21 protein-coding genes are annotated in these 23,573 nt (G+C 34.6%); 8 read left to right on the forward strand and 13 right to left on the reverse strand.

Features of this window, described 5'->3' with window-relative positions:
* Window positions 1-167: 167 nt before the first annotated feature.
* From HMPREF2597_RS05820 to HMPREF2597_RS05845, 6 genes are all read left to right on the forward strand, one after another.
* On the forward strand, window positions 168-620 hold the full coding sequence (locus HMPREF2597_RS05820) for a MarR family winged helix-turn-helix transcriptional regulator (protein WP_002479128.1): 453 nt from the start codon (window positions 168-170) through the stop codon (window positions 618-620).
* A gap of 17 nt (window positions 621-637) precedes the next feature.
* On the forward strand, window positions 638-1,144 hold the full coding sequence (locus HMPREF2597_RS05825) for a GNAT family N-acetyltransferase (RefSeq protein WP_002479129.1): 507 nt from the start codon (window positions 638-640) through the stop codon (window positions 1,142-1,144).
* 13 nt (window positions 1,145-1,157) lie between these two features.
* The gene (locus HMPREF2597_RS05830; RefSeq protein ID WP_002479130.1) at window positions 1,158-1,766 is read left to right on the forward strand and encodes an FMN-binding negative transcriptional regulator; all 609 of its coding nucleotides are present in this window, start codon (window positions 1,158-1,160) and stop codon (window positions 1,764-1,766) included.
* 362 nt (window positions 1,767-2,128) lie between these two features.
* Window positions 2,129-3,121: an ABC transporter substrate-binding protein gene (locus HMPREF2597_RS05835; protein ID WP_002460906.1), complete on the forward strand. Its 993-nt coding sequence runs from the start codon at window positions 2,129-2,131 to the stop codon at window positions 3,119-3,121.
* A 15-nt stretch (window positions 3,122-3,136) separates the two neighbouring features.
* Window positions 3,137-4,132, forward strand: a complete 996-nt coding sequence (locus HMPREF2597_RS05840) for a FecCD family ABC transporter permease (RefSeq protein WP_002460907.1) — start codon at window positions 3,137-3,139, stop codon at window positions 4,130-4,132.
* The gene (locus HMPREF2597_RS05845; RefSeq protein ID WP_070817233.1) at window positions 4,129-5,127 is read left to right on the forward strand and encodes a FecCD family ABC transporter permease; all 999 of its coding nucleotides are present in this window, start codon (window positions 4,129-4,131) and stop codon (window positions 5,125-5,127) included. The genes HMPREF2597_RS05840 and HMPREF2597_RS05845 overlap by 4 nt, the downstream gene beginning before the upstream one ends.
* Before the next feature lie 353 nt (window positions 5,128-5,480).
* Here HMPREF2597_RS05845 and HMPREF2597_RS05850 read toward each other — a convergent pair whose 3' ends face one another.
* From HMPREF2597_RS05850 to isdC, 8 genes are all read right to left on the reverse strand, one after another.
* Complete coding sequence (locus HMPREF2597_RS05850) at window positions 5,481-6,977, reverse strand: glucosaminidase domain-containing protein (RefSeq protein ID WP_002479132.1); 1,497 nt, start codon at window positions 6,975-6,977, stop codon at window positions 5,481-5,483.
* A 73-nt stretch (window positions 6,978-7,050) separates the two neighbouring features.
* The gene (isdG, locus tag HMPREF2597_RS05855; RefSeq protein WP_002460913.1) at window positions 7,051-7,374 is read right to left on the reverse strand and encodes a staphylobilin-forming heme oxygenase IsdG; all 324 of its coding nucleotides are present in this window, start codon (window positions 7,372-7,374) and stop codon (window positions 7,051-7,053) included.
* Between the two features lie 17 nt (window positions 7,375-7,391).
* Window positions 7,392-8,114: a class B sortase gene (gene srtB / locus HMPREF2597_RS05860; RefSeq protein ID WP_002491976.1), complete on the reverse strand. Its 723-nt coding sequence runs from the start codon at window positions 8,112-8,114 to the stop codon at window positions 7,392-7,394.
* Window positions 8,111-8,890 carry an ABC transporter ATP-binding protein gene (locus tag HMPREF2597_RS05865; RefSeq protein WP_002460916.1) on the reverse strand — a complete coding sequence of 260 codons (780 nt, stop codon included), beginning with the start codon at window positions 8,888-8,890 and terminating at the stop codon, window positions 8,111-8,113. Before HMPREF2597_RS05865 ends, srtB begins: the two co-directional genes overlap by 4 nt.
* Window positions 8,871-9,845: a FecCD family ABC transporter permease gene (locus HMPREF2597_RS05870; protein WP_002460918.1), complete on the reverse strand. Its 975-nt coding sequence runs from the start codon at window positions 9,843-9,845 to the stop codon at window positions 8,871-8,873. Before HMPREF2597_RS05870 ends, HMPREF2597_RS05865 begins: the two co-directional genes overlap by 20 nt.
* 21 nt (window positions 9,846-9,866) lie before the next feature.
* Complete coding sequence (gene isdE / locus HMPREF2597_RS05875; RefSeq protein WP_002479135.1) at window positions 9,867-10,757, reverse strand: heme ABC transporter substrate-binding protein IsdE; 891 nt, start codon at window positions 10,755-10,757, stop codon at window positions 9,867-9,869.
* An 8-nt stretch (window positions 10,758-10,765) separates the two neighbouring features.
* On the reverse strand, window positions 10,766-12,163 hold the full coding sequence (locus HMPREF2597_RS05880; RefSeq protein ID WP_002479136.1) for an NEAT domain-containing protein: 1,398 nt from the start codon (window positions 12,161-12,163) through the stop codon (window positions 10,766-10,768).
* Between the two features lie 2 nt (window positions 12,164-12,165).
* On the reverse strand, window positions 12,166-12,852 hold the full coding sequence (gene isdC, locus HMPREF2597_RS05885; protein ID WP_002460922.1) for a heme uptake protein IsdC: 687 nt from the start codon (window positions 12,850-12,852) through the stop codon (window positions 12,166-12,168).
* Between the two features lie 629 nt (window positions 12,853-13,481).
* Here isdC and HMPREF2597_RS05890 point away from each other — a divergent pair.
* A complete protein-coding gene (locus HMPREF2597_RS05890; RefSeq protein ID WP_002479137.1) occupies window positions 13,482-15,422 on the forward strand; it encodes an NEAT domain-containing protein in 1,941 nt (646 codons plus the stop codon).
* A gap of 84 nt (window positions 15,423-15,506) precedes the next feature.
* On the opposite strand, the gene HMPREF2597_RS05895 is transcribed toward HMPREF2597_RS05890, so the two are convergent.
* Genes HMPREF2597_RS05895 through HMPREF2597_RS05905 form a run of 3 tightly spaced genes read right to left on the reverse strand, consistent with a single transcriptional unit; the run spans window position 15,507 to window position 18,272 of the window.
* Window positions 15,507-16,967, reverse strand: a complete 1,461-nt coding sequence (locus HMPREF2597_RS05895; protein ID WP_002479138.1) for an ABC transporter ATP-binding protein — start codon at window positions 16,965-16,967, stop codon at window positions 15,507-15,509.
* Window positions 16,968-16,978: 11 nt separating this feature from the next.
* Entirely contained in the window at window positions 16,979-17,686 is a 708-nt protein-coding gene (locus tag HMPREF2597_RS05900) for an energy-coupling factor transporter transmembrane component T (protein WP_002479139.1), read from the reverse strand.
* Window position 17,687: 1 nt separating this feature from the next.
* A complete protein-coding gene (locus HMPREF2597_RS05905; protein WP_002479140.1) occupies window positions 17,688-18,272 on the reverse strand; it encodes an MptD family putative ECF transporter S component in 585 nt (194 codons plus the stop codon).
* Window positions 18,273-18,581: 309 nt separating this feature from the next.
* Between HMPREF2597_RS05905 and HMPREF2597_RS05910 the strand changes: the two genes are divergently transcribed.
* Window positions 18,582-20,654, forward strand: a complete 2,073-nt coding sequence (locus HMPREF2597_RS05910; RefSeq protein ID WP_070817234.1) for an NEAT domain-containing protein — start codon at window positions 18,582-18,584, stop codon at window positions 20,652-20,654.
* A 306-nt stretch (window positions 20,655-20,960) separates the two neighbouring features.
* On the opposite strand, the gene HMPREF2597_RS05915 is transcribed toward HMPREF2597_RS05910, so the two are convergent.
* A complete protein-coding gene (locus tag HMPREF2597_RS05915; RefSeq protein WP_225306489.1) occupies window positions 20,961-21,521 on the reverse strand; it encodes a K(+)-transporting ATPase subunit C in 561 nt (186 codons plus the stop codon).
* Window positions 21,522-21,540: 19 nt separating this feature from the next.
* A complete protein-coding gene (locus tag HMPREF2597_RS05920; protein WP_070817235.1) occupies window positions 21,541-23,562 on the reverse strand; it encodes a K(+)-transporting ATPase subunit B in 2,022 nt (673 codons plus the stop codon).
* Between the last annotated feature and the right edge of the window lie 11 nt (window positions 23,563-23,573).

Here is a 23,573-nt window from a genome sequence, read left to right on the forward strand (position 1 = left end):
CCGGGGCGGGACTACGAATTCATTATGAATACTGTCCCGCTCCCTCTCTGTTGGGGGCCCCACCCCAGCTTCTTTTGTTAGAAGAAACTGGTTTTGTCGATTTTTTTGTGCTATATTATTGTTGTTATATACTTGCAAATGCAACAATTTTATTAGGAGGTTGTTATGTGGAAGATATTTTAAGAGATATCGGTGTTATTGCCAGAGCACTGGATTCTATTAGCAATATTGAATTTAAAGAAATTGATCTTACTAAAGGGCAGTTTATTTATTTGACTAGAATATGTGAAAATCCTGGAATTATCCAAGAAAAATTAGCTGAAATGTTAAAAATTGATCGCACTACGGCTTCTAGAGCTATTAAAAATCTCGAAAAAAATCATATGATTGTAAAGAAAAATGATGCTACTAATAAAAAGAACAAATTGCTATTCCCAACCGAAAAGGGTAAATCACTTTATCCATTCATTATTAGAGAAAACAATCATTCAAATGCCGTTGCATTACAAGGTTTTTCCCAGAAAGAAATTACTGATTTATCACTGGCATTAAAAAGAGTAAAACAAAACATATCTGAAGATTGGTCCAAAGTAAAAAAGGGTTACAAAAGAAAGTATTAGTTAAGGGTGTAATTAAAATGATCAGATCATGTACTATTGATGATGCAGTTCAATTACAAAAGATCGCTTATCAAACATTTGATGAAACGTTTAGATTTCAAAATAAAGAAGAGAATATTAATCAATATCTAGCTGAAAATTTCACTCATGATAAAGTCATCGATGAATTAAATAACCCCCATTCCTTTTTTTACTTTATTTATGATGAAGATAAATTGGCAGGATATTTAAAATTAAATATCAAAGATGCCCAAACTGAAACGTACAATGACAACGATTTAGAGATTGAGCGTATATATATCTTAAGCACTTTTCAGCATAAAGGGCTAGGAAAAGCATTATTCAATCAAGCGTTAACATTAGCAAATCAACTTTCTTGTGACTCTATTTGGTTAGGTGTGTGGGAAAAAAATGATAACGCCATAATATTTTATAAAAGCTTGGGATTTCATGTAATTGATAGCCACATATTTTATATGGGAGACGAAAAACAAACAGATTATATTATGATGATGCATATATAAAGGAGAGAGTATCATGTATATTCCAAAGCACTACCAAATGAAAAATGATAACAATATTAAAAAATTTATGGAAGAACATAACTTTGTCACAATAGTTACCGTTGATGATCATATTCCTATTGCTACACATGTACCCGTAATGATTGAATACAACGAAGACACGATGTATTTATCCGGACATTTTGCAAAAGGCAACCCGCAATGGAAGACGATACAAGATAATTCAAATATACTAGTGATCTTTTCAGGTCCTCATAGTTATATTTCTTCAAGTTGGTACGAAGAAGAAGATGTACCAACATGGGATTATCAAAGTGTGCATGCTTATGGCACTGGTGCGCTATTAAACGAAGCTGAATTAACATATGCATTAAAAAGTATGCTTAATAAATATGAAGCGCATCGCGAAAATGGTGCTACTTGGGATAAACTGTCTAATCAAACTTTAAAACAAATTAAAGGTGTCATAGGATTTAAAATCAAAGTAAACCGATTGGAAGCAGCATATAAATTAAGCCAAACTCGAAGTGAAAAGGAAAAAGAAAATATTATTTCTAAACTTAAGCAAAGTAATGACAATGTACAAATTAACTTAGCCGATGAAACTGAAAACTATAAATAGAAGACATTCTATAATAATTTAAACATTTAACATATATTCGTTACCCCTTCAAAATCAGCATTCATAGCTCCATTTTGAAGGGGACATTTTATATCTAATAGCACATAAGCATTTGCTTATTTGACATATTTGACTTTAGACAATCATAAATACTGCTCCAAAATCCCCGTATACTATAATATTAATCAACAATAATTTTTACTACATAAAACTTTAACATTTATATTTTTTTATATCTATATACTAAGTTTAAATTACATATAAATTATAAAATTTTTGTTGACTTAGAAAACCTAATCATAGATACTAATCTTGATAATGATTATCATTGTCATACATCATGAAGGAGGCTCATTTAGTCAATGAATAAAGTTGTTAACATTATAGTTACTGCACTTGCTTGTATTGTCATTTTAGCAGGATGTAGTGGAAATTCTAATAAATCAACATCAGATCAGTCAGACAAGGACACAATGAAAATTAAACATGCGATGGGAACCACAGAAATTAAAGGTCAACCTAAACGTGTGGTTACATTATATCAAGGTGCCACTGATGTCGCTGTCTCTTTAGGTGTTAAGCCTGTAGGAGCTGTTGAATCATGGACACAAAAACCAAAATACAATTATTTAAAAAAGGCGTTAAAAGACACAACGATTGTTGGACAAGAACCTACGCCTAATTTAGAAGAAATTTCTAAACTAAAACCAGATTTGATTGTCGCTTCCAAAGTTCGAAATGAAAAGGTTTATGATCAATTATCTAAAATTGCGCCAACCATTTCGACTGATAATGTCTTTAAGTTTAAAGATACTACAAAGTTAATGGGTAAGGCTTTAGGAAAAGAACGTAAAGCAGATAAATTACTTAAAAAATATGATGATAAAGTCGCAGCATTTAAAAAGGATGCTGAGGCAAAATATAAAGACGCTTGGCCATTGTCTGCTTCAGTAGTCAACTTCCGTGCAGATCATACTAGAATATATGCTGGTGGTTACGCTGGTGAAATATTAAGTGATTTAGGATTTAAACGAAATAAAGCTTTACAAAAAGAAGTAGATAAAGGAAAAGACATTATTCAGCTAACATCAAAAGAAAGTATTCCATTAATGAAAGCGGACCATATCTTTGTGGTTCAGTCTGATCCTACCGCAAAAGATGCAGGGTTAGTTAAGAAAACAGAAGATGAATGGACGTCAAGTAAAGAATGGAAACATTTAACTGCAGTTAAAAATAACCAAGTATCAACCGACTTAGACGAAATCACTTGGAATTTAGCTGGTGGTTATCAATCTTCGTTAAAACTCATCGATGATTTATATGACAAACTCAATATTGATAAACAATCAAAGTAACTAAGGAGTTATTCAATGCTACTTAAACCAAAATATCAAATCGCACTTGCTGGTTTCTGCCTTGTTATTGTAGCTATCTCTAGTTTGATGATTGGAAACACGCTTGTATCACCTATGACGTTGATACAAGCGTTATTCAACTTTGATAGCGCGAATGAGCTACACCACATTGTTACTGGAACACGAACCTCTAGAACAATCATTGCATTGCTTACTGGTGCTGCACTAGCCATAGCAGGTTTGTTGATGCAAGCACTCACACGTAACCCTATTGCCTCTCCAGGATTATTTGGTGTAAATGCGGGTGCAGTATTTTTTGTTATCTTGAGCATTACTTTTTTCCAGATTCAATCATTTAAAGTAATTATCGTTATTGCATTTCTAGGTGCCATTATTGTAACCATATTAGTTGTCACATTAGGAATGTTTAGACAGACTCAATTCTCACCACAACGTGTAATTCTAGCCGGTGCTGCAATATCTATGTTATTTACAGCGTTCACACAAGGCATTTTAATCATGAATGAAACAGATTTACAAGGCCTATTATTTTGGTTAAGTGGTTCTGTATCATTACGTAATATTTGGGATATGACATGGATTATTCCACTCATTTTAATACTTATACTTATCGCATTCAGTATGGGTGCGCATATTAATATCTTGATGACAAGTGACGATATCGCTACTGGTTTAGGACAAAATATTAGAGTAGTAAAATGGCTCATTATACTACTGATTAGTATGTTAGCAAGTATTTCCGTTGCTGTGGCTGGTTCAATTGCATTTATTGGCTTAATCGTCCCCAACATAAGTAAAAGACTATTGCCACCAAATTATAAATACCTCATACCATTTAATGCACTTGCTGGCGCGAATTTAATGCTCTTATCGGATATGATTGCACGAGTAATTATCCAACCGCTTGAACTACCCATCGGTGTTGTAACCGCTATAATGGGTGCAAGTGTATTAATTTATCTTATGCAGAAAGGACCACATCGCTTATGACAGAAAGGATTAAAAAGAAAGACTTTTATTACCTTATCATTGCGCTTATTTTCTTAATAGTAATTTCAGTTATTAGCATGATGGCTGGTTCCAGTTATATTTCTTTGCAACGCATTGTCATGTATTTTTTCAATCCAGCTGATAGTATTGATCAGTTTACGATAGAGGTATTGCGCTTGCCGCGAATCATATTAGCCATTTTAGCTGGTATGGCTCTCGGTATAAGTGGTTTAATACTGCAAAATGTGCTAAAGAATCCTATTGCCTCACCCGATATTATCGGCATTACAGGAGGTGCGAGCTTAGGAGCAGTCATATTTATTAACTTTTTTAATCAAATAAGTATACAGGTGCTCCCACTATTCGCAGTGACTGGAGGGATGATTGCAATGCTGGTTCTACTCATCTTTCAAAAGCACGGCCAAATTAAGCCAACAACATTAATTATTATTGGCATTTCTATGCAAACGCTCTGCATAGCATTAGTACAAGGCTTGCTTATAACGACCAAGCAACTATCAGCTGCTAAAGCTTACACATGGTTAGTGGGAAGTCTCTATGGCGCAACATTTAAAGATAGTATTGTTCTAGGTAGTGTCCTTATTGCGATTGTTCCACTGCTTCTGGTAATCATTCCTAAAATGAAAATATCCGCATTAACTGACCCTTTAGCTATTGGTTTAGGTTTACATGTACAGCGCATGAAACTAATGCAAATACTAATAGCTACGATATTAGTATCCATAGCCATTAGTCTAGTGGGAAATATTAGCTTCGTTGGATTAATTGCCACACACATTGCTAAGACAATCGTTAAAGGCAGTTACGCTAGCAAATTGTTGATGTCAGGAATGTTAGGTGCCATCTCAATAGTCATTGCCGATTTAATTGGACGTACCTTATTTCTTCCAAAAGAAGTTCCTGCTGGTATATTTATAGCCGCTTTTGGTGCGCCATTCTTTATATATTTATTACTAACTGTTAAAAAATTATAAAAAAGTAGTCAACCTTCAGACATACCGCACGCTAAATTATAACTAAATGCATCGCCATGCATAGGTGTGTAACTTAGCTATAACTGCAAAGTATTTTGGCAAGACTTATGAAGAAACAAGACAGGCTGAAACTGTCCTCTAAGAAAACCAACAATACGAAGCATTGTACTAAACCAAAGTACAACTTTTGGGGTGCACATCACATTGAATAAAAAAGAAGCACTCAGATGAGTTGAATTTAATTCATCTGAGTGTTATTTTTCTGAGATGTATGTCCCAGAGCCTGTTCTTTTTCAATGACTCGTGTCCCAAGATGATACTTTATAGCACAACACTTGCATTCACAATGCTTCTTAAGGTTGAATATATTGTAATGTCTCAGCTTGATTAGCATTGATTTTACGATATGAAATCACACCTAAGCCTTTGACATTGCTTTCTGAGATAATAATTGAACCATCGCTGTTTACTTTTTCGACAAACGCAACATGTCCATAATAGCGATCCGCATTAAGCTGCCCTGGTTTAAACGATACCGCTGTATGTTCTGATGGATGATTTGACACTTGATAGCCTTTATCACGAGCACGCACAGCCCAGTCTCCGCCATTACCCATTGATCCATCTACATAAAGATTAAATTGTTGCAAACGATTATAGACATACCAGGTACACTGCCCTTGTGGGTAAAAGTTTTTAGACTGACTGTCCATTTCTTTAAACGGCTTATAGTCACCTTGATTATCATCGTAAGACTTATTGAAAAATGCTTCATCTAAAATAGGCATTTCTTCTCCATCCAGTTCCGTTAGACGATATTGTTTAATAATACTATTTAACTTTTTATCGTAATCAGGATCCGTTGAATACGTACCTACTAAACTTTTTGTAGCATCTTCATATGTCATGCCAGGTGTCTTCCAACTACCTTGATAAATATTGTTATTCCCGTCGATACCATAACGAATTAACTTAGCATAGTCTTCTAATGCTGCTTTAGTATCAGGATAATTGCGAAATGCTGCAGTTGTTTGATACATTTTACCTTCAGAATCTGCTTCTAATGTATTGAAGTTTGTAGTTTCTCCTTGATAAGCACCTTTCACGCCAAATAAATTGTTATGTGGCGCACTTGCAAGCGCACTATTACCAGAATCAGATTCTAATATGGCTTGTGCAATCATTACAGAAGCATACAAATGTTCCTTTTGTGCAACATGATGTGCATCTTCAGCAATGTTTTGTATAAATTCACGCGTGTCACTACTCTGAGCAACTTCATACTGTGTTTCAACTTTATCATCATCAGTATCTGGCGCTTGCTGCAATATCGCTGTATCGCGATAACCATTTGTAGATGAATCTCCCTGCTTCGTCACAACTTGCGCTGCTCTCCTTTGAGATGACTCATTTTCACTCGTCTGAGGATTGTTAACTTGCTGATGTTGTGCCTTAGACGTCGTTAACTGCTTAGATTGTACATCGTTCGATTCTTCATCATGTTGCATACGTTGAATCAATGTTTCATCATCATGCTGAGATGCAACTGTTGACGTCTCATTAGGTGGTAATAAAGTTACTTTAGGTGGCTTATGCTGATTGACGCGTTGATGCGAGGCAACCACTTTAGGCAATGGTACTTCTTCTTCAATATCATTGATTGGTACTTCCGTTGATTCAATGTGCTTGTCTTTTGGGCTAAGATACGCATCCTCATCTTGCTTATGTACCTTTTTATTTTTATGTTGATGCACTTGCGTATCCATCGCATAGGAACTTAGTGGCGTACTTATCAATTGTGACAATGCAGTGACGGTAATTACACAAAATATTAATTTATTTCTGCTCACTTATTTACCTCCATCAATTCTCTATTCCCCAGTGCTGATTGCATGAATAAATTTCAAAGCAATCTGATTCACTTTACTTTAAATATTGATAACCAATGTCATATTTTATTACAGTATTTTCTAAGATTGGACTTGAACTATCTTGTGATTGATGACGTACATGTTGGTGTGCTTTGCGAAAAACATCTGATTGTAACCAATCTTTAAAATCTTCTTCAGTGTCCCATAATGTTAAAATTTTCACTTCATCATAATCTTCTAATTCATGTGTTTTCGTAACAAACATGCCTTTAAAGCCTTCTAATGTCTCTATCCCATGTCTAGTATAGAATCGATCGATAATCCCTTCTGCTGTACCTTTATCTAACTTTAATTTGTTTTCTGCCATAAAATTCATTGCTACATGCTCCTTTTCTATTTTAATTCAACTAATTTTGTGACCACTACAATACGGCCAGATGTTTGACTATACGCATCTTCACATGTCGATAACGTTACAATCTTATCTTTAGCTGATACTTCTGTAGTAGTATTTATTACCGACTTGCGCATCGTTTCTTTTAAAAATTTGTCATAGGCTTGCTGCGTTTTAAAATATGTTTGAATATAATTATCTTTCGTCGTTGTTTGATAAGCACTTAAAACTTCTAAGCGATATTTATGATATTTTGTATCGAATTGAATGCTTTTATGCTTATCATAAAATGATTGTTTTAAATATTTTTCTAATACATCAAACATGGTGTTATCACCAACATGATGTCCATAAATGACAGTGTTTAAATCAGGCTGTGCTATCGCATTACGATAATCCATAAAAATACTACCTTTGCGACTTGCTTCATGCTCAAAATCATGCTGTAAATAAGTCTTATTATCTTTAGCCTGCAATACCGGATAATTTAAAGTTGAATCACTAAGGTGAATCCAGCCAACAATATCCTTGTTCACTTGTTCTAATTGTGTAAACTGTGGTCTGACCTCATTATTTGCTGATTGCGTAGTATAGTTTTGTTGTAAGTTCTTATATCTTTCTTCAGCTTGTTTATCTGCTAAATGTAAATGATAAATTTGATAGACTGAAATGACGATAACTGCTATTAGGATGATTTGACATAATCGAAGCACTAATTTCATTTGTTGTGTCCGCCTCGTTTTTTGACAATGACCGTGCCGCAATCAGGATCTTGAAGTATCTTTGCATCAATGTGGTACATGTCTTGAATTAATGTGTGGTCAATAATATCTTTAGGTCGCCCTTGCGCAAGTAATCCTTTATTGCCTAGACAAATCAGTTCGTCACTATATTCAATCGCTTGATTAATATCATGTAGCACCATAATAATCGTCATTTGATATTCCTCATGCAGCCATTTAATGATATCTAAAACTTGATACTGATAATGAATATCTAAAAAGGTTGTTGGCTCATCTAACAATAAGTATTGAGGTTCTTGTGCTAAAGCCATGCCAATAAATACACGCTGTAATTCACCACCAGATAGGTTCATCACTGATTGATGTTCAAATTGTGTCAAATCTAATTGTTGAATCACCGTATTCACGACACTATCTTTGCGTAAATCTTTCTTAAACAGACGTTGATAACTATAACGGCCTGTTTCAATCACTTGTCTAACAGTAAAATCTTCAGGTACCTTACTTTTTTGATGTACCGTCGCTAATCGCTGAGCTAACGCTTTCTGGCTATATTGATTTAATAATTTGTCTTGAAGAAAAATCTGACCACTTTTTGGCTTGAGATTATGAGATAAAAGTTGCAACAAAGTAGATTTTCCTGATCCATTTGGCCCAATAATGGTAGTTATCGCATTCGACTTAAATTCGAGTGAAATATCTTCAAAGATTGGTCGCTGTAAGTCGTAATAAAAGTTAAGATGTTCTATGCGCATGACTTACCGCTCCTTTACAAATCATATAAATTAATATTGGACCACCTAGCATCATGGTTAGCACATTCGCTGGTATTTCAAGTGGTGGATGAATAGTACGGCCAATGATATCAGCTAACAACACCAACCACGCACCCATCATAGCTGAGTATGGCAATACTTTTTTATAATTACTGCCAATACATCTACGTACAATATGTGGCACAATCAAACCTACAAATGCCATTTGTCCTACTATTGCTGTTGCACCACTTGCTAAAAAGACAGCGACTAATCCAATCATTAATCGATACTTCGTAATATTAAAACCGATATTATTTGCCTGCTTCTCATCAAAAGCCAATAAGTTTGTTTTTTGTGCCAAAATCAAAGCTAAAGTAATACCGATAATTGCAGTAATTGCAACAATGTATACATCATTCCAAGTTTTCATAGTAAGACCTTGTGGAATCTTCATAAACGGATCTTGAGCTAACAGTTCTAGTATGCCATTTAACATTGCATATAATGCCACACCTACAAGAATCATTCTCACTGGCGCTAATTTATATTTCGCAATAAGCACAAACAACACCATAAATGGTATAACGCCACCAATAAAACTTAGAAATGGCGCGTAAAAATATAACCCTGGAAATAGTAAAAGCACAAGACTGCGAACCACTAACGCACCTGATGAAACACCCAAAATATTTGCTTCTGCGAGTGGATTTTGCAGAACAGCCTGTAATAAAGCGCCTGATACTGCTAATATAGCCCCCACAAATAATGCAATAAATATCCTTGGAAACCTTAAATCGATAACCGCATCAACATGCTGTTCGCTACCAGTAGTTACTTTAGTCATTACTTGATCAAAACTAATTGGTATTTTACCAACAACCACAGCAACATATGTTGTCACAATGAGCAATGCTAACATGATAACCATTAAAAATGCTGGATGTTTTTTCATATCCTCTTCCTCTTTTAAAACTTAATGTTGATTATAAAAAACGTCATATAATTGCTTCATGGCATCATCAGCATCAACATTTGCAGTAATGCCAAAAGGTATCTCTTCTAAATCATACACACGGTCTTCTTTAACTGCTTTAAAATGTTTCCAAATGTCATTTTGCTTAAATTCTTTTTGGAACATCTTTTTCACTTCATCTGGCATACCATGAGGCAAGCGTAAAATAATGTCTGGATCGACATTCACTAGATTTTCAGTATTAGAAGATATATATTGTTTTGATGTATCTTTAATCACATTTTCTCCACCTGCAATTTTCACTAAATCCCCAATATATGATTTATCTGTAGCTACTAAATAACTTCCAGGAACCCCCATTAAAATAAGCACTTTAGGATGTTTCTTTTGTTTAGCAGCTTTGTCTTGAATATCCTTTTTGACTGAATTGATGTGTTGATTTAATGCTTTTGCCTTACTTTCACGATTAAATTGATGTCCCAATTGTGTGATGGATTTTTCCATGCCATCTAAACTATCGTAATCGTAATAATATCCCTTCATATTCAATTGTTTATAAAACGGCTTCATTTCATCTTTAATCGTACTTACACTTAATACATGCGTTGGATTGACTTGTTTCACTGCTTCCACACTTGGTTGCATCGGTTGCCCAACTTCTGGCACGTCTTTATAACGCTTAGGCAATGTTTTATATGTCGTTGGCTTTCCGACAATAGGAATGTCCAGTTTATCTAGTGTCATCGTTAAAGCCACCGTGGTTGGTACAATGCGATATGCGTTACCTTGTTGATCTACATTATCACCTTTTGTATGTTTACTACTTTGACTACATCCAGTAAGCAACATAAGCAATATAGCTAATGATGACATTATTTTGCTGATGTTCATTTTGTTACTCACCGCTTTCTATTAATGAAATATGTAGCAATTAAACCTGCTACTGAAATAAAAATTAAAATTCCGAATATAATATAGTCTTTCGTATGTTTTGGCAAATTAACGTTAGGTTGTTTATTGCCATCTGTGTGATAAGATTTATCAGCATTTCTATCAAATGCTGGTGTTCGTTTATTTTTATCTTTGTGCTGCTGCGCGGCGTGCGCTTTATTTTTTGATGCAGCTGTTGTTACTTGTTTCTTTTCACCTTGTTGTGCTGACGATTCATGTGAAGATGGTGTTGGTGTTGAACTTGATGATTGCGTTGTCGTTTCACTATTATTAGACGGCGTTGTTGTTCTACTTGAAGTATCTTCATTGTTGGATGCATGTGTATCATTATTTTGCTGTGTTTGTTGTTGCTGCTTAACATGCGCTTGTTGTTTTTCTGAAGCTGGAGGTACTGACTTATCTCCGGGGTCTTGCTGATGTTTATCTTTGTTACGTTTTTCCGCTGATGTATCTGATTGACTATCGTCTGTTTCATTTGGATGTTTTACACCTAGCACAATATACGTTGTGTAGTGATGATCATAGTTTAATTCTGGAATGACAATGTGGATGCGTGCTTCTATCTCTTTAGTATCTTCTTCTACAGGTATGCGCACAGTGGCTTCTTGAGTATCACTATTTTCATAGATGACCTCATGTTGTAATTTCGTATTTTGATGATAAAATTGATAACTTTGCCACCAGTCTATATGCGTTAACGTCATTTCAAAATAACGTTTCCCTTGAATCGTGACGTAATGTCCTGGGTGTTTCACATAATCATCCATATGTGACAGCTTATTTTCTTCTTTTTTACGTACATAAAAATTAACTGCTCGCTTATTAACCTGATGACCGTCTTCTTGCGCTGTTGATGGTGTAATATTGAATAGCAGTTGTTGCTGTTTTTCTTGCCCATTCTCTATAGTTGTAACGTTAACTTTATAATGCGTTTGTTGCTTATTTAAAGGTAACAATACATAATCTTTAGTTGGCTGTGATGGTGTGGTATGTATGTTAAGTAATCTCATTTGCCCTTGATCTTCAACTTGAAGTTGCTTCCACAATCCATGTTTAGCAATGTTAATTTTTGCTACAAGTCGCCCATGATCTTTAATGATTTGAACACTTGGATCAACCATCTTATTGTATGATTGCGCAAGTGTCTTGCTATCTGCATAATAAATACTTAATTGAGCGTTGCTTGAATGAGTCCATTGGTTTGTGTCTATATGAGAAGGAGCTGATGAATAACTCGAATCATCAGCTCTAACATTAAGCATTGCCGCATTACTATATGAGCCAGTAACAACAGACCATGAAAAAATTAATGACGTAGCCAATAATAATTTCAAACGCTTAGACATTATTAGTGGTTACCTTTTCTGTTACGTTTTAAAATTGCAACAGATAGCATTAAGAATACCACGGCTACAACTGGTATTAAATAAACATATGCCGGTGTACCAGCACTCGTTTGAGGATTTTCAACTGAAGATCCATCAGTAGATGCGCTGTTACTATCTGAGCTTGTACCATTTCCTGCATCACTTGCTGCTGAGCCTGTACCGCCATTTTCCGATTTATTTATTCCCGGTGTTGCTGCACTAGAACTACCACTATCTTTGCCGTTAAATTTATATGTAATGTTATAGTGGTGGTCATATTTAAAAGGTTTACCATTTACTTTTTCATTTATATAAACTGAAATTTTACCGTCTACTTTACCTGATGTTTTACTTACTTCAAATTCTGACGTACGTTCATCTTTTGCTTTATTGGTATTGATGATTTTTTCATTTTTACCTTCAATACTCATTCCGGTAATCCAGTGACTATGATTAACTGTTATTTGAACATATTTCTTACCATTTCTTTCAACTACGGTTGCTGGTTTATTAAAATAGTCATTCGCAATCGAAGTATCATTGGTATTATATTTTAATACCTCATAATTAAGTGACTGACCCTCTGCGAACGCGCTGCTTGATGACAATATCCCAAATGAGAAAATACATAAGAATATAAAACTAACTATTTTAAATACTGTTTTCACGCTTATTTTGCCTCCTTTTCACGATAAAAATATAATCATTTTGCTCACTCTAGTTCTACTTATTAGATTAATTGAAAATGATTATCAATGTCAATTTATTTTTTAAATTTTTTCTTAATTTTTTAAGGCATTTAAGAAAATAAAAAACTGATCGCACCACATTAGCAATTAAAATGACAACGCTTAGCTCATACCCCATACATAGAACGTTTTATCGCAATTCCTTATATATTAATGTCTTTATCTAGATTGTATTAACAAAGTTATGGTAGTCGTGACATAAGAGATTGAAGCGTGCTTAAACAGTTATATCATTGCTAACCTATAATGAAAGTATCTTCCATAAGGATTTAGTTGTATTTTCATTTAGTGTCCATTTCCTTCATTGTAATAGCATATAATTTAATCAATGTTATTTAATTTTATTATCAAAACAATTATTAAAAAAGCAATATTAAAATATTTATACCTTGTTGTAAAATGACATGGAACTGATATAATCAATAATGATAATCATTTTCAATAAGTGACACATTACATTATTCATACCACATGACTTACACACTACTCTCTAGTTCTGATAATCATCTTTTAAAATTTAAATTATATTGATACAAGGAGACAAACACATGAAAAAACATCAACGTATACAAACTAATAAATTTGGCTTTATCGCTAACCACTATTCCATTCGTAAATTCTCAGTAGGTACGGCTTCAATTATCGTTGGTTCACTACTATTTTTAGGTAATCCTGCACATGCTGCTGAAGCTAATACCACGCAAAATGAACCTGCTACGCATCAAGAGAACAAAGTAGAAACAAACATTGATCCAATTATTATCGATCAACCTCAAAATCAAGCTGCCACAACTAACCAAACGCCAAAAACAGAGCAAAATCATACACAAGCAAATAAACAGCAGGCTAAAAGTAATCAAGCTGCAGCAGTAACATCAGACAGCAAGTCACAAAATGACGCACAAGCATCACCTCAACAATCAAGCACATCGAAACAAGACGCAGTCAAGCAACAAGCAACTCAAGCAAATACTAAAGCACCTGCTCAACCTGCGACACAACAAACAAGAGAAGCTCAACCAGTCGTACGTTCTGTTAAAAGCGCTACTTCAGAAACAACTGAAGACTTCGAGTTTCAAGTGAACAAAGATAAAACAAAACAAAAATCTACAATGAATCAATATATGAACCATCCAGGCAAACTCGTTCATGCGAATAATAAATACTACTTTGAAGCTGAATTAAACCATGCCAAATGGTGGAAATCATTTGAATTTTATGATGAAAATAATAACAAGCTTAATACCGTAGTAACTAAAGATGATACAAGTAAAAATATCAAGACAATCCGTGTCGAAGTGGCATCAGGTACACAACAACTGATTTCGAAAGTACATATTATTGTCCCAGTGATTAATTATGATCATGAATATACAACTCAAATCGCATTTGCTAAACCTGTTCCACAGCCTGCCAAAGCACAAGCAAGCAAAGCACAAGCGCTTGATGTACAATCAACTCAAAAAAATGCTGTTAAACCAGAAACATTGGCACAAGCTAAAAATGTAGCTCGTCCATCTGTTATGACTTTAAGTGCTAAAAAACCTGCTTCACAACAAGCAAAATCAGCAGCAGTAACACAAACTGCGAAATATAAAGTACAAAAAGATAAATCAACAGAAACATCTGTTATGGATGGCTACATGGAACACCCTGGTAAATTCATTAAAGAAAATGGTAAAACTTACTTTGAAGTTACATTGAAAAATGCTGACTGGTGGAAATCATTCCAATTCTTTACACCACAAAATAAAGAATTAACAACAACCGTTGTCAAACACGATAAAAAAGCAGATACTAAAACTATTCGTGTCGAAGTAAAACCAGGCATGAAACAGTTAATTTCTAGAGTGCATATCGTTGTCCCAGCCATTAACTACGACAACAAGTACCAAACGACACTATTATTTGAAACACCTGTACCTGAATTAACTACAGCCAAACCAGAAACACCAAAAACCAAACCAGCAAATAAGACAAATAAAGCTAAAACATCAACTACAAAGCCAACAAAAGCAAATAAAGAAAATAAAGCTAATAAAACTAAAAAAGTTGATAAAGCTAAAAATAATGCACCAAAAGTAGTTCAACCTGCAACAACAGTAAATCAACATTCTAAAGCAGCTGCTACACACAAGACAATTAAAACGAGTCACGTATCTACTACAGTCAATCATGATGCAACAGCAACACAACATCATACACCAGTTGTAGCAAGCACTTATAAACCAGCTAAGGATGAAGTTAAGGCACAAGCTACAATGGCACAACCAACAACACAACAACATGTACATTTATCTCAAAACAAACATGAAGATAAACAACACGTTGCCATGACAAAACCACAACCAGCTCAACAAAGTCATATGCATTCATTGCCAAACACTGGACAAGAAAATGCGACAACTTCAGCATCAATTTTTGGTAGCTTATTAGCCCTAGGTGGTTCTATCTTACTATTTGGTAGAAAACGTAAAGAACAACGTTAATATCGCCCAAATAATTAAATGAACGTGATAGACAAAGACGAAATCTCAACAGAAAACTGAGATTTCGTCTTATTTAATATTTATTTAATTTATAAATAGTGGCGCAAGCCGCATTTCATTTTCAGGATTCAAAACAAATTGAGCCACTAGTTGTCCATGTTCAATTTCGATGACTTCATCCGTACAAGCCATCAGTAATTCATAATCATGCGTGATTAATACGATCGTGTATCCCTTATCAGCTAATCTGTTTAATAACGCTGCCATCTGTCTCATGTTAGCCCCATCTAACCCACTTGAAGGTTCATCAAAGATTAATATTTTTCTATTAGATACGACTGCACTAGCCACAGCTAGACGCTGCTGTTGCCCACCAGATAATGCTAACGGATGTGTATCTGATTGATGAGCAATATTAAATATCTCCAAATTATGCTGGATTTCTTCTGCAGTCAACGTCTCGTCACTTAAGCGCAATTCTTCTTCTAAATCTTCAGCAAATAACTGACGGTGTACATCTTGAAACACCATAAAGACATTTTTCAGACGTGCTTTGCGCTTTAATGTTAACTGCGCTTCTACAACTGTACCTTTAAAATGTCGTTCTAAACCGCATAAACAACGTGCAAAGGTTGATTTACCAGCACCATTATGCCCCACTATAGCCGTGACTGACCCACGTGCTAATGATAAGTCGCCTAACTGTAATGTTGTCTTATCCTGTTTCTTATATTTAAAATTAAATTCATTCAATTGCAATCTGTTCTCGCTATCAATATGTCGCTGATGTGATTTCCCGGGTAATAAATCTAGTCGAGTTGCGCGTAACCCTAAGCCTGCTAATTGTGTTTGAGTTAACTGCTTCAGCTCAGCTGATGTGTAACTATGTGCCACCGCACCTTGTTCCATGACGACTAAGCGATCCACAATATCATATAGATAATATAAGCGATGTTCTGCAATAATCACTGTCTTCCCAGCTTGTTTCCATCGAAGGATTAATTGCTTTAACTTTTTGATTGTCTCATGATCTAAATTGGAAGATGGCTCATCTAATATAATGATGTCATGTTGACAAACTTCAATTGTGGCACAAGCCAACAGTTGCTTTTCACCACCCGATAATTTAAAAATATCTCTATCTAACAAATGGCTTAAGTTTAAATCTGTGGTTCCTTTACGAATTTGCTCTGTAATATACTGTGGATGATAGCCATAATTTTCTGCTTCAAATGCCATCTCACTCGTACTATTCAGACAAAAAAACTGTGCACGAGGATTTTGAAATACCGAACCAGTTTGTTTTGATAAATCATAGATCGACTGTGTTTGCGTTGACGTTCCATTTATAATGATTTCCCCTGTTAACTTGCCATTAAAAAAGTATGGAATCAAGCCATTAAATAATCTTAGTAAGGTTGTCTTCCCACAACCTGATGCACCAGTAAAACAAATGACCTCTCCAGATGAAATGAGTAAATCAATATCCTTTAATGATGGCGTTCCGTTTTCATATGAAAATGACACATGTTTCAATTCAATCATGGTCCTTCACCTCACATTACATAATAAAGAATAACTAAACTCAATGTACCCAACAGCATCATCCAATCTAACAGTGTCATTTGTATATGATGTATAGACGTGCGGGCATTCGTTAAATTAAGTCCTCGAGTGATTGCTGACATGGTTAATTCATTTCCAATTTTTAACACACTATTAATCAATGGGACATAACGATACTCTATATATTTTATCGGATGTTTCCCTGCCGATTTAACATCAATTTGACGCATGGTCATCGCATCTTTGATCGCACTTGATTCTTCTTTAATAGTTGGAATAAAACGAAACATAACTGCTAAAGGCAGTGTTACTTTTCGCGAAACTTTCAATCGCTCTAAGCCTTGAATCAGCGTTTCAACTTGAGTTGTTTGAACAATAAAATAACCCATAGCTAGCGCCGAGGCAAATTTCGTAATAATGATGACAACAATAAATAATAACAACTGTGTTCGAATAGACATAAATGCTTCTATATACCAACTCATCCCAATCATAATGCCCAATATAAGTCCTTTATAATAATAACCTACACCAATTAGCAAACACACCGGTATTAACATTAAAAATAGTCTAGGATATTTATGTAACCCTAAACTATTTCCAGTCATTGCTACAAATGAAATTAACAACATCAACGTTATTTTGACACGAGGATCGAAATTAAATATACGCGGCTTGTTACTTATATAACCTAACATTTTAAATCATACCTGCACGTTTAAAATGTTTACGTAAGACTGTTGTAGCAATAATGTAACCTAGCCATGCACCAATAATTGTTAAAATAATTAAAACTGGAATCATTTGATATGAAAATAACATTGCTACAGTTTGTTCATAATGACTGCCATGTCGTTCAGCTAAATGTGCTAAAAATGTTTGTCTCATAAAGTAAAACGGTAATAAATTACCGATGGACCACATTGAAAAAATAATATAACCTAGGGCATTTAATTTCGTATTCTGATAATGACCACTCGCCATAATATAATCTGCAATAACCGTCACTGGAATACTGTAGATTAGTGCAATCCAAGGATGCCCGCCAATAATTAATAAAATATTAATAATAAGACATAAAATAGTTAGCGCTCCAAATTTTTGTGTTTTAGCAATTAACAACATAATTGGTATTGCACCTAAAAAGCCAATCATGGCAGGTAACAATAACATAAAAATAGGAATGATACCCAATATACCTGGTATCGCAATGACCATGAAATAAATAGCTGTAAATATCCCAATATGTATTAACTCTTTAACATCTAATGTCTGTCTCTTCATTTGTCACACTCCTTTAATGTAAAACAATCATAAAATATCTTCTTACAATGATATATGGTACGAAGTATAAGTGTACTATAATTGATAACGATTATCAATTAACCATATCTTTCTTAGACAATTACAACTTCATTCCGTATTAAGCACTTGTACTGCAGAATATTATATTCTAAATTTTTACAAAAATTATTTTAACTTAAATTCTATTTAAAAAATACTACCCAATTACATAAAAATTATGTATAATCATTTTAACTCAACTGATAATGATTATCAATTGAGAAAAATAAATTGGGAGTTGTTAAAACCATGAAAAACAACCACGAAAATAACAATGCAAGACCAAATCAGCATTTTTCAATACGTAAATTCTCAATAGGTGCGGCTTCAATTACATTAGGCACATGCTTATTTTTAAATGCCGAACATCAGGCACAAGCTGCAGAGAACGCAGTAGAACCAGCTCATTCAGCTGTTGCATCAGAAAATAATACACCTGCACAAAGCAAGCCAGTTGCGCCGACAGTGGAAACGAATGAGCAGCCTAACGCTGATCACACTGACAAGACAGTAGCTACAACTACAACGAATGATAAGTCGCGTGCTCAAGCAAACGATAAACAAACGGTTACACCTACAACTAACGTCTCTAATACGACACAACCTAAAGCTGCACCTGCGTCAACAGCATTAACTACAAACGCTGTTAATCCTAAGTCTTCTACTGCAGTGTCAAATCCAGCTAAACAGGCTGTAGATCAATCTATTAAAGATGCTGTTAAAGATAAGACATATACAAACAAGCCACATGATACTTCAAACAGTCGACCTGTATCATTCGAAATGAAAAACAAAGACGGTGACCTTCAGTTCTATCATTATGCAAGTACAATTTCTCCAGCCAATGTTTATTTCAACAAAGATAAAAATAAAACAACTGTAGAATTAGGATTAAAAACCGCTTCAACTTGGAAAAAATTTGAAGTTTATGAAAATAATAAAAAGCTGCCTATTGAACTCGTTACTTATAACCCAGAAACAGACGATGCGTATATTCGCTTCGATGTATCCAATGGCACAAAAGAACTCGTTATAAAATCATCTACACAAATTTATAATGATCCTGAAACAAACTATGACTATACGAAAATGGTTTTTGAACAACCAATCTATAATGATGAAAGTAAATTCAAAACACGTGAAGATTTCGAAACAGAAGCACTATTAGCAGATTACAACAAAGCTAAAACTTTAGAACGTAAAATTTACGAACTCAACCGTGTTAAAGATCAACTACCAGAAAAATTAAGAGCACAATACAGTCAAAAATTAGAGCAACTAAAGAAAGATTTAGACCAAGAAGTTGCCTCTGCTAAAGTGGAATTCGAACACGCACCCGTTAAAAAAGTTCAAATAACGAACAGCAAATCGCTGGACATTTCAGTATTACAAAGTGATGATGACGACCTTTCAACGATGGATGGCTTTGTTGAAAAACCATTTGAACTTGTAGAAGTAGACGGTAAAAAGTACATTAAATTAACAACAACAATAGATTCAATTTGGAAAGATTTCCAAGTCGAAGGGCAACGTGTGATGACCATTGATAAAGATACGGTCAATGATAAACGTACTGTACTCTTCCCATATGTAGAAGGTAAAGAGATTTATAATTCGATTGTTAAAGTAGATTTCCCAACAATAGGCTATTCTGGTCAATATCATGTACGCATTAAAAATAATGCGATTTCTAAAAAAGCAGACGCGGAAACACCAACAACACCAAATAATAAAAAAGAAGCTAAACCTGACATAAACCAAGCAGATACAGCAACTTCTAATAACAAGAAAGCAGATAAACCAATCGTAAAACCAGCTGACACTACAACAGACCACAAAAAAGTAACCAAATCTGTAGTTACAACAACACACGCACCGGCAAACCATAAACAAATGAATAAACCAACTGTGAGTGTAGCTTCAAACACTGGTCATACTAAACAAACTGTAGTCCAACAAACAGCAGCGCACAATCATACACACAGTAATACATCACATCAAAATGTAAGCACTAAAACACAAATAAGCACGCTAAATGTTGCTAAACATTCAGTACACAATCAAGTGCAACACAACAATCAACGAAGTCACCACACACAACAACAGGATGTAACCAAACCTTTATCACATGCACAGAACAATCATACAGTGCAATCACAGATATCACATATGCATAAAACAGCAGCACATCCGTCACCAGTAGCACAACATACATTACCAGCTACCGGCCAAACAACAAATCATGCAACATTATGGGCATCATTAGTTGCTATTTTAGGTGGTATAATGTTCTTAATACGACCGAAAAAGAAACATCAATAAATAAAGCACTGAAAGATACCACCGCAAAATGTATAAGGAATTGCGCAGTTAGAAATTTTTAGTTTTTATTATATTATTCATACCTCTTCCAATATACATGCTGCGCCTTGAAATATAATAAGTGCATTACATTCATCACTGTTTAGGCTATAAAGTTTAATTATAAATAGGCATAATAAAATGTAGGAAAATGGCAGCTTCAACCTGCTGTTTTTCCTACATTTTTTTAGTTATAAACGATATCACAACATGATGTTAACGTCCGTTCACCTTGACGTAAGCTAAATATTAATATACTTTCACGAGTTATTTCAGTTTATCTAAAGCAATATTCATCTTTAAAACATTGACATAATCATCAGCCATAGGCAAAGATTTTTTATTTTCTACAATCACATGATTGACTTTAGACACATCAATATCACGCGCTTTTGCTATTCTTTGGGCCTGTTGTTCAGCATTCTTAACGGTAATATCCGGATCCAATCCTGAAGCAGAAGCTGTGACAGCATCGACAGAACGTGCTTTACCCTCTTGTTGAATCATCTCTTTCACACGTTGCTTCAATTTAGGATTACTATTGCCGAAATTCGATCCTCCTGAGGCAGGCCCACCATTGCTATTTACTTCTTGATTATTCATATTATAATTCACAGCACTTATACGACCATGAAAGTATTTCCGACTCTCCCATTGTTGACCAATCAATTCAGAACCGACAACTTTACCATTTTTCGTGATTAAACTTCCATTTGCTTGATGTGGAAATATAATCTGTCCAACAGCTGTTACAGTCAACGGAAATAACAGTCCACATAATATCAACATGACAATGACGAGCCTAGTACTTTTTCTTATCGCTTGTATCATTTTATTATATTCTCCTTCAAACAATAAATTGAATGATTAAATCAATCAGCTTAATACCAATAAATGGTACAATCATGCCACCTATTCCATAAATCAATATATTCTTTATTAATATCATTTGAGTTGAAACACCTTTAAATTTCACGCCTTTCATTGCAATTGGAATAAGCAACACAATAATCAAGGCATTAAATATTAAAGCTGAAAGTACGGCTGATTCTGGTGAATGTAAATGCATCATATTCAAATGATTCATTGCAGGCATAGCAGACATAAACATTGCAGGTAAAATGGCAAAATATTTAGCCACATCATTCGCAATACTGAACGTTGTTAAAGCACCTCGCGTCATGAGTAATTGTCTGCCTATCAATACAACTTCCATTAATTTAGTTGGATTTGAATCTAGATCAATCAAATTGGCAGCTTCTTTCGCACTCATCGTACCTGAATTCATCGCTAGCCCCACATTAGCTACAGCTAAAGCAGGTGCATCATTTGTACCATCACCTGTCATCGCGACGATATGACCTTTTGCTTGTTCTTCTTTAATAACATTAATTTTATCTTCAGGTTTACACTCGGCAACAAAGCGATCTACACCCGCTTCTTTCGCAATGGTTGCAGCAGTAAGTTGATTGTCTCCTGTACACATCACCGTTTCGATGCCCATCGCACGCAATTCTTGAAAACGTGCCACTAACCCTTCTTTAATAACATCTTTTAAATAAATAACACCTAATATGACGTTATTTTCAATGACAACTAATGGTGTGCCACCTTTTTTAGACACTTCATTTACATACGTGTCTAAATCATCAGGAATATGGCCACCTGCTTCTTTAACACGTTTAATCATGCTATTAGGTGCACCTTTATAGACTTCACGATTAGAAAATTTCACACCACTCATGCGTGTTTCAGCAGTAAATGGGAAATATTCTCCTCTGTCTGTTGGTAAATCAATGTGTTGCTGACGTGCTAACTTTACAATACTGCTACCTTCTGGTGTATCATCTTCGACAGAACATTCGTATGAAGCTTTCACCAATCTTTCAAACTGCGTCGATGCCACCGGAATAAATTCGCTAGCCATACGATTCCCATAAGTAATTGTCCCAGTTTTGTCTAATATCAAAACATTAACATCCCCACATGTTTCTACTGAACGTCCACTTTTAGCTAAAATATTAAATTGCGTAACGCGATCCATACCCGCGATTCCAATGGCAGATAATAAGCCACCAATCGTTGTTGGAATCAGACAAACAGTTAAAGCAATCAGCATTGCAATAGATAAATTGAAATGTAAAAATGTCGCTAAAGGATACATTGTTAAAATGACAGCTAAAAAAACAATTGTTAAGGTCATCAATAATGTAAATAATGCGATTTCGTTAGGTGTTTTCTTTCTTGTCGCATTTTCAACCAAATAAATCATTTTATCTAAAAATGATTGACCTGGATTTGATGTGATTTCAACCTCCAACCAGTCGGAAGCTACAGAAGTACCTCCAATAACATTATTGAAGTCTCCTCCACTTTCTTTAATAACTGGTGCAGACTCACCTGTAATTGCAGATTCATCTACGGTAGCTAATCCATTAATAACTTGACCGTCATTCGGAATTTGCTCGCCCGTTTCTACACGTACAATATCTCCTTTTTTCAATTGGCTAGCATCAATGATTTCATAACTACCGTCAGACTTAATACGTCTTGCAGTCATTTCAGTTTGTGTTTGGCGCAATGCTTTTGCCTGTACTTTACCACGTCCTTCTGCTAAAGCCTCTGAAAAATTTGCGAAAATTAACGTTAATAATAATATAAAGAAAATACTAAATAAATACGTTCGTGATACATTTTCATAACTAAATAAATTTGGTGCCATTGTTAAAATTAAAGAGAGCATCATCCCTACTTCTACCACAAACATAATAGGATTTTTAACCATGCATACTGGGTTTAATTTAATAATGCTTTCTTTTAAAGCCTGTTTGACCAAACTGGATTCAAATATTTTTTTAGTTTCAATCATTTTAGACCTTC

Source organism: Staphylococcus sp. HMSC063A07, from assembly GCF_001836955.1.
In the GTDB taxonomy this organism is placed as follows: domain Bacteria; phylum Bacillota; class Bacilli; order Staphylococcales; family Staphylococcaceae; genus Staphylococcus; species Staphylococcus lugdunensis.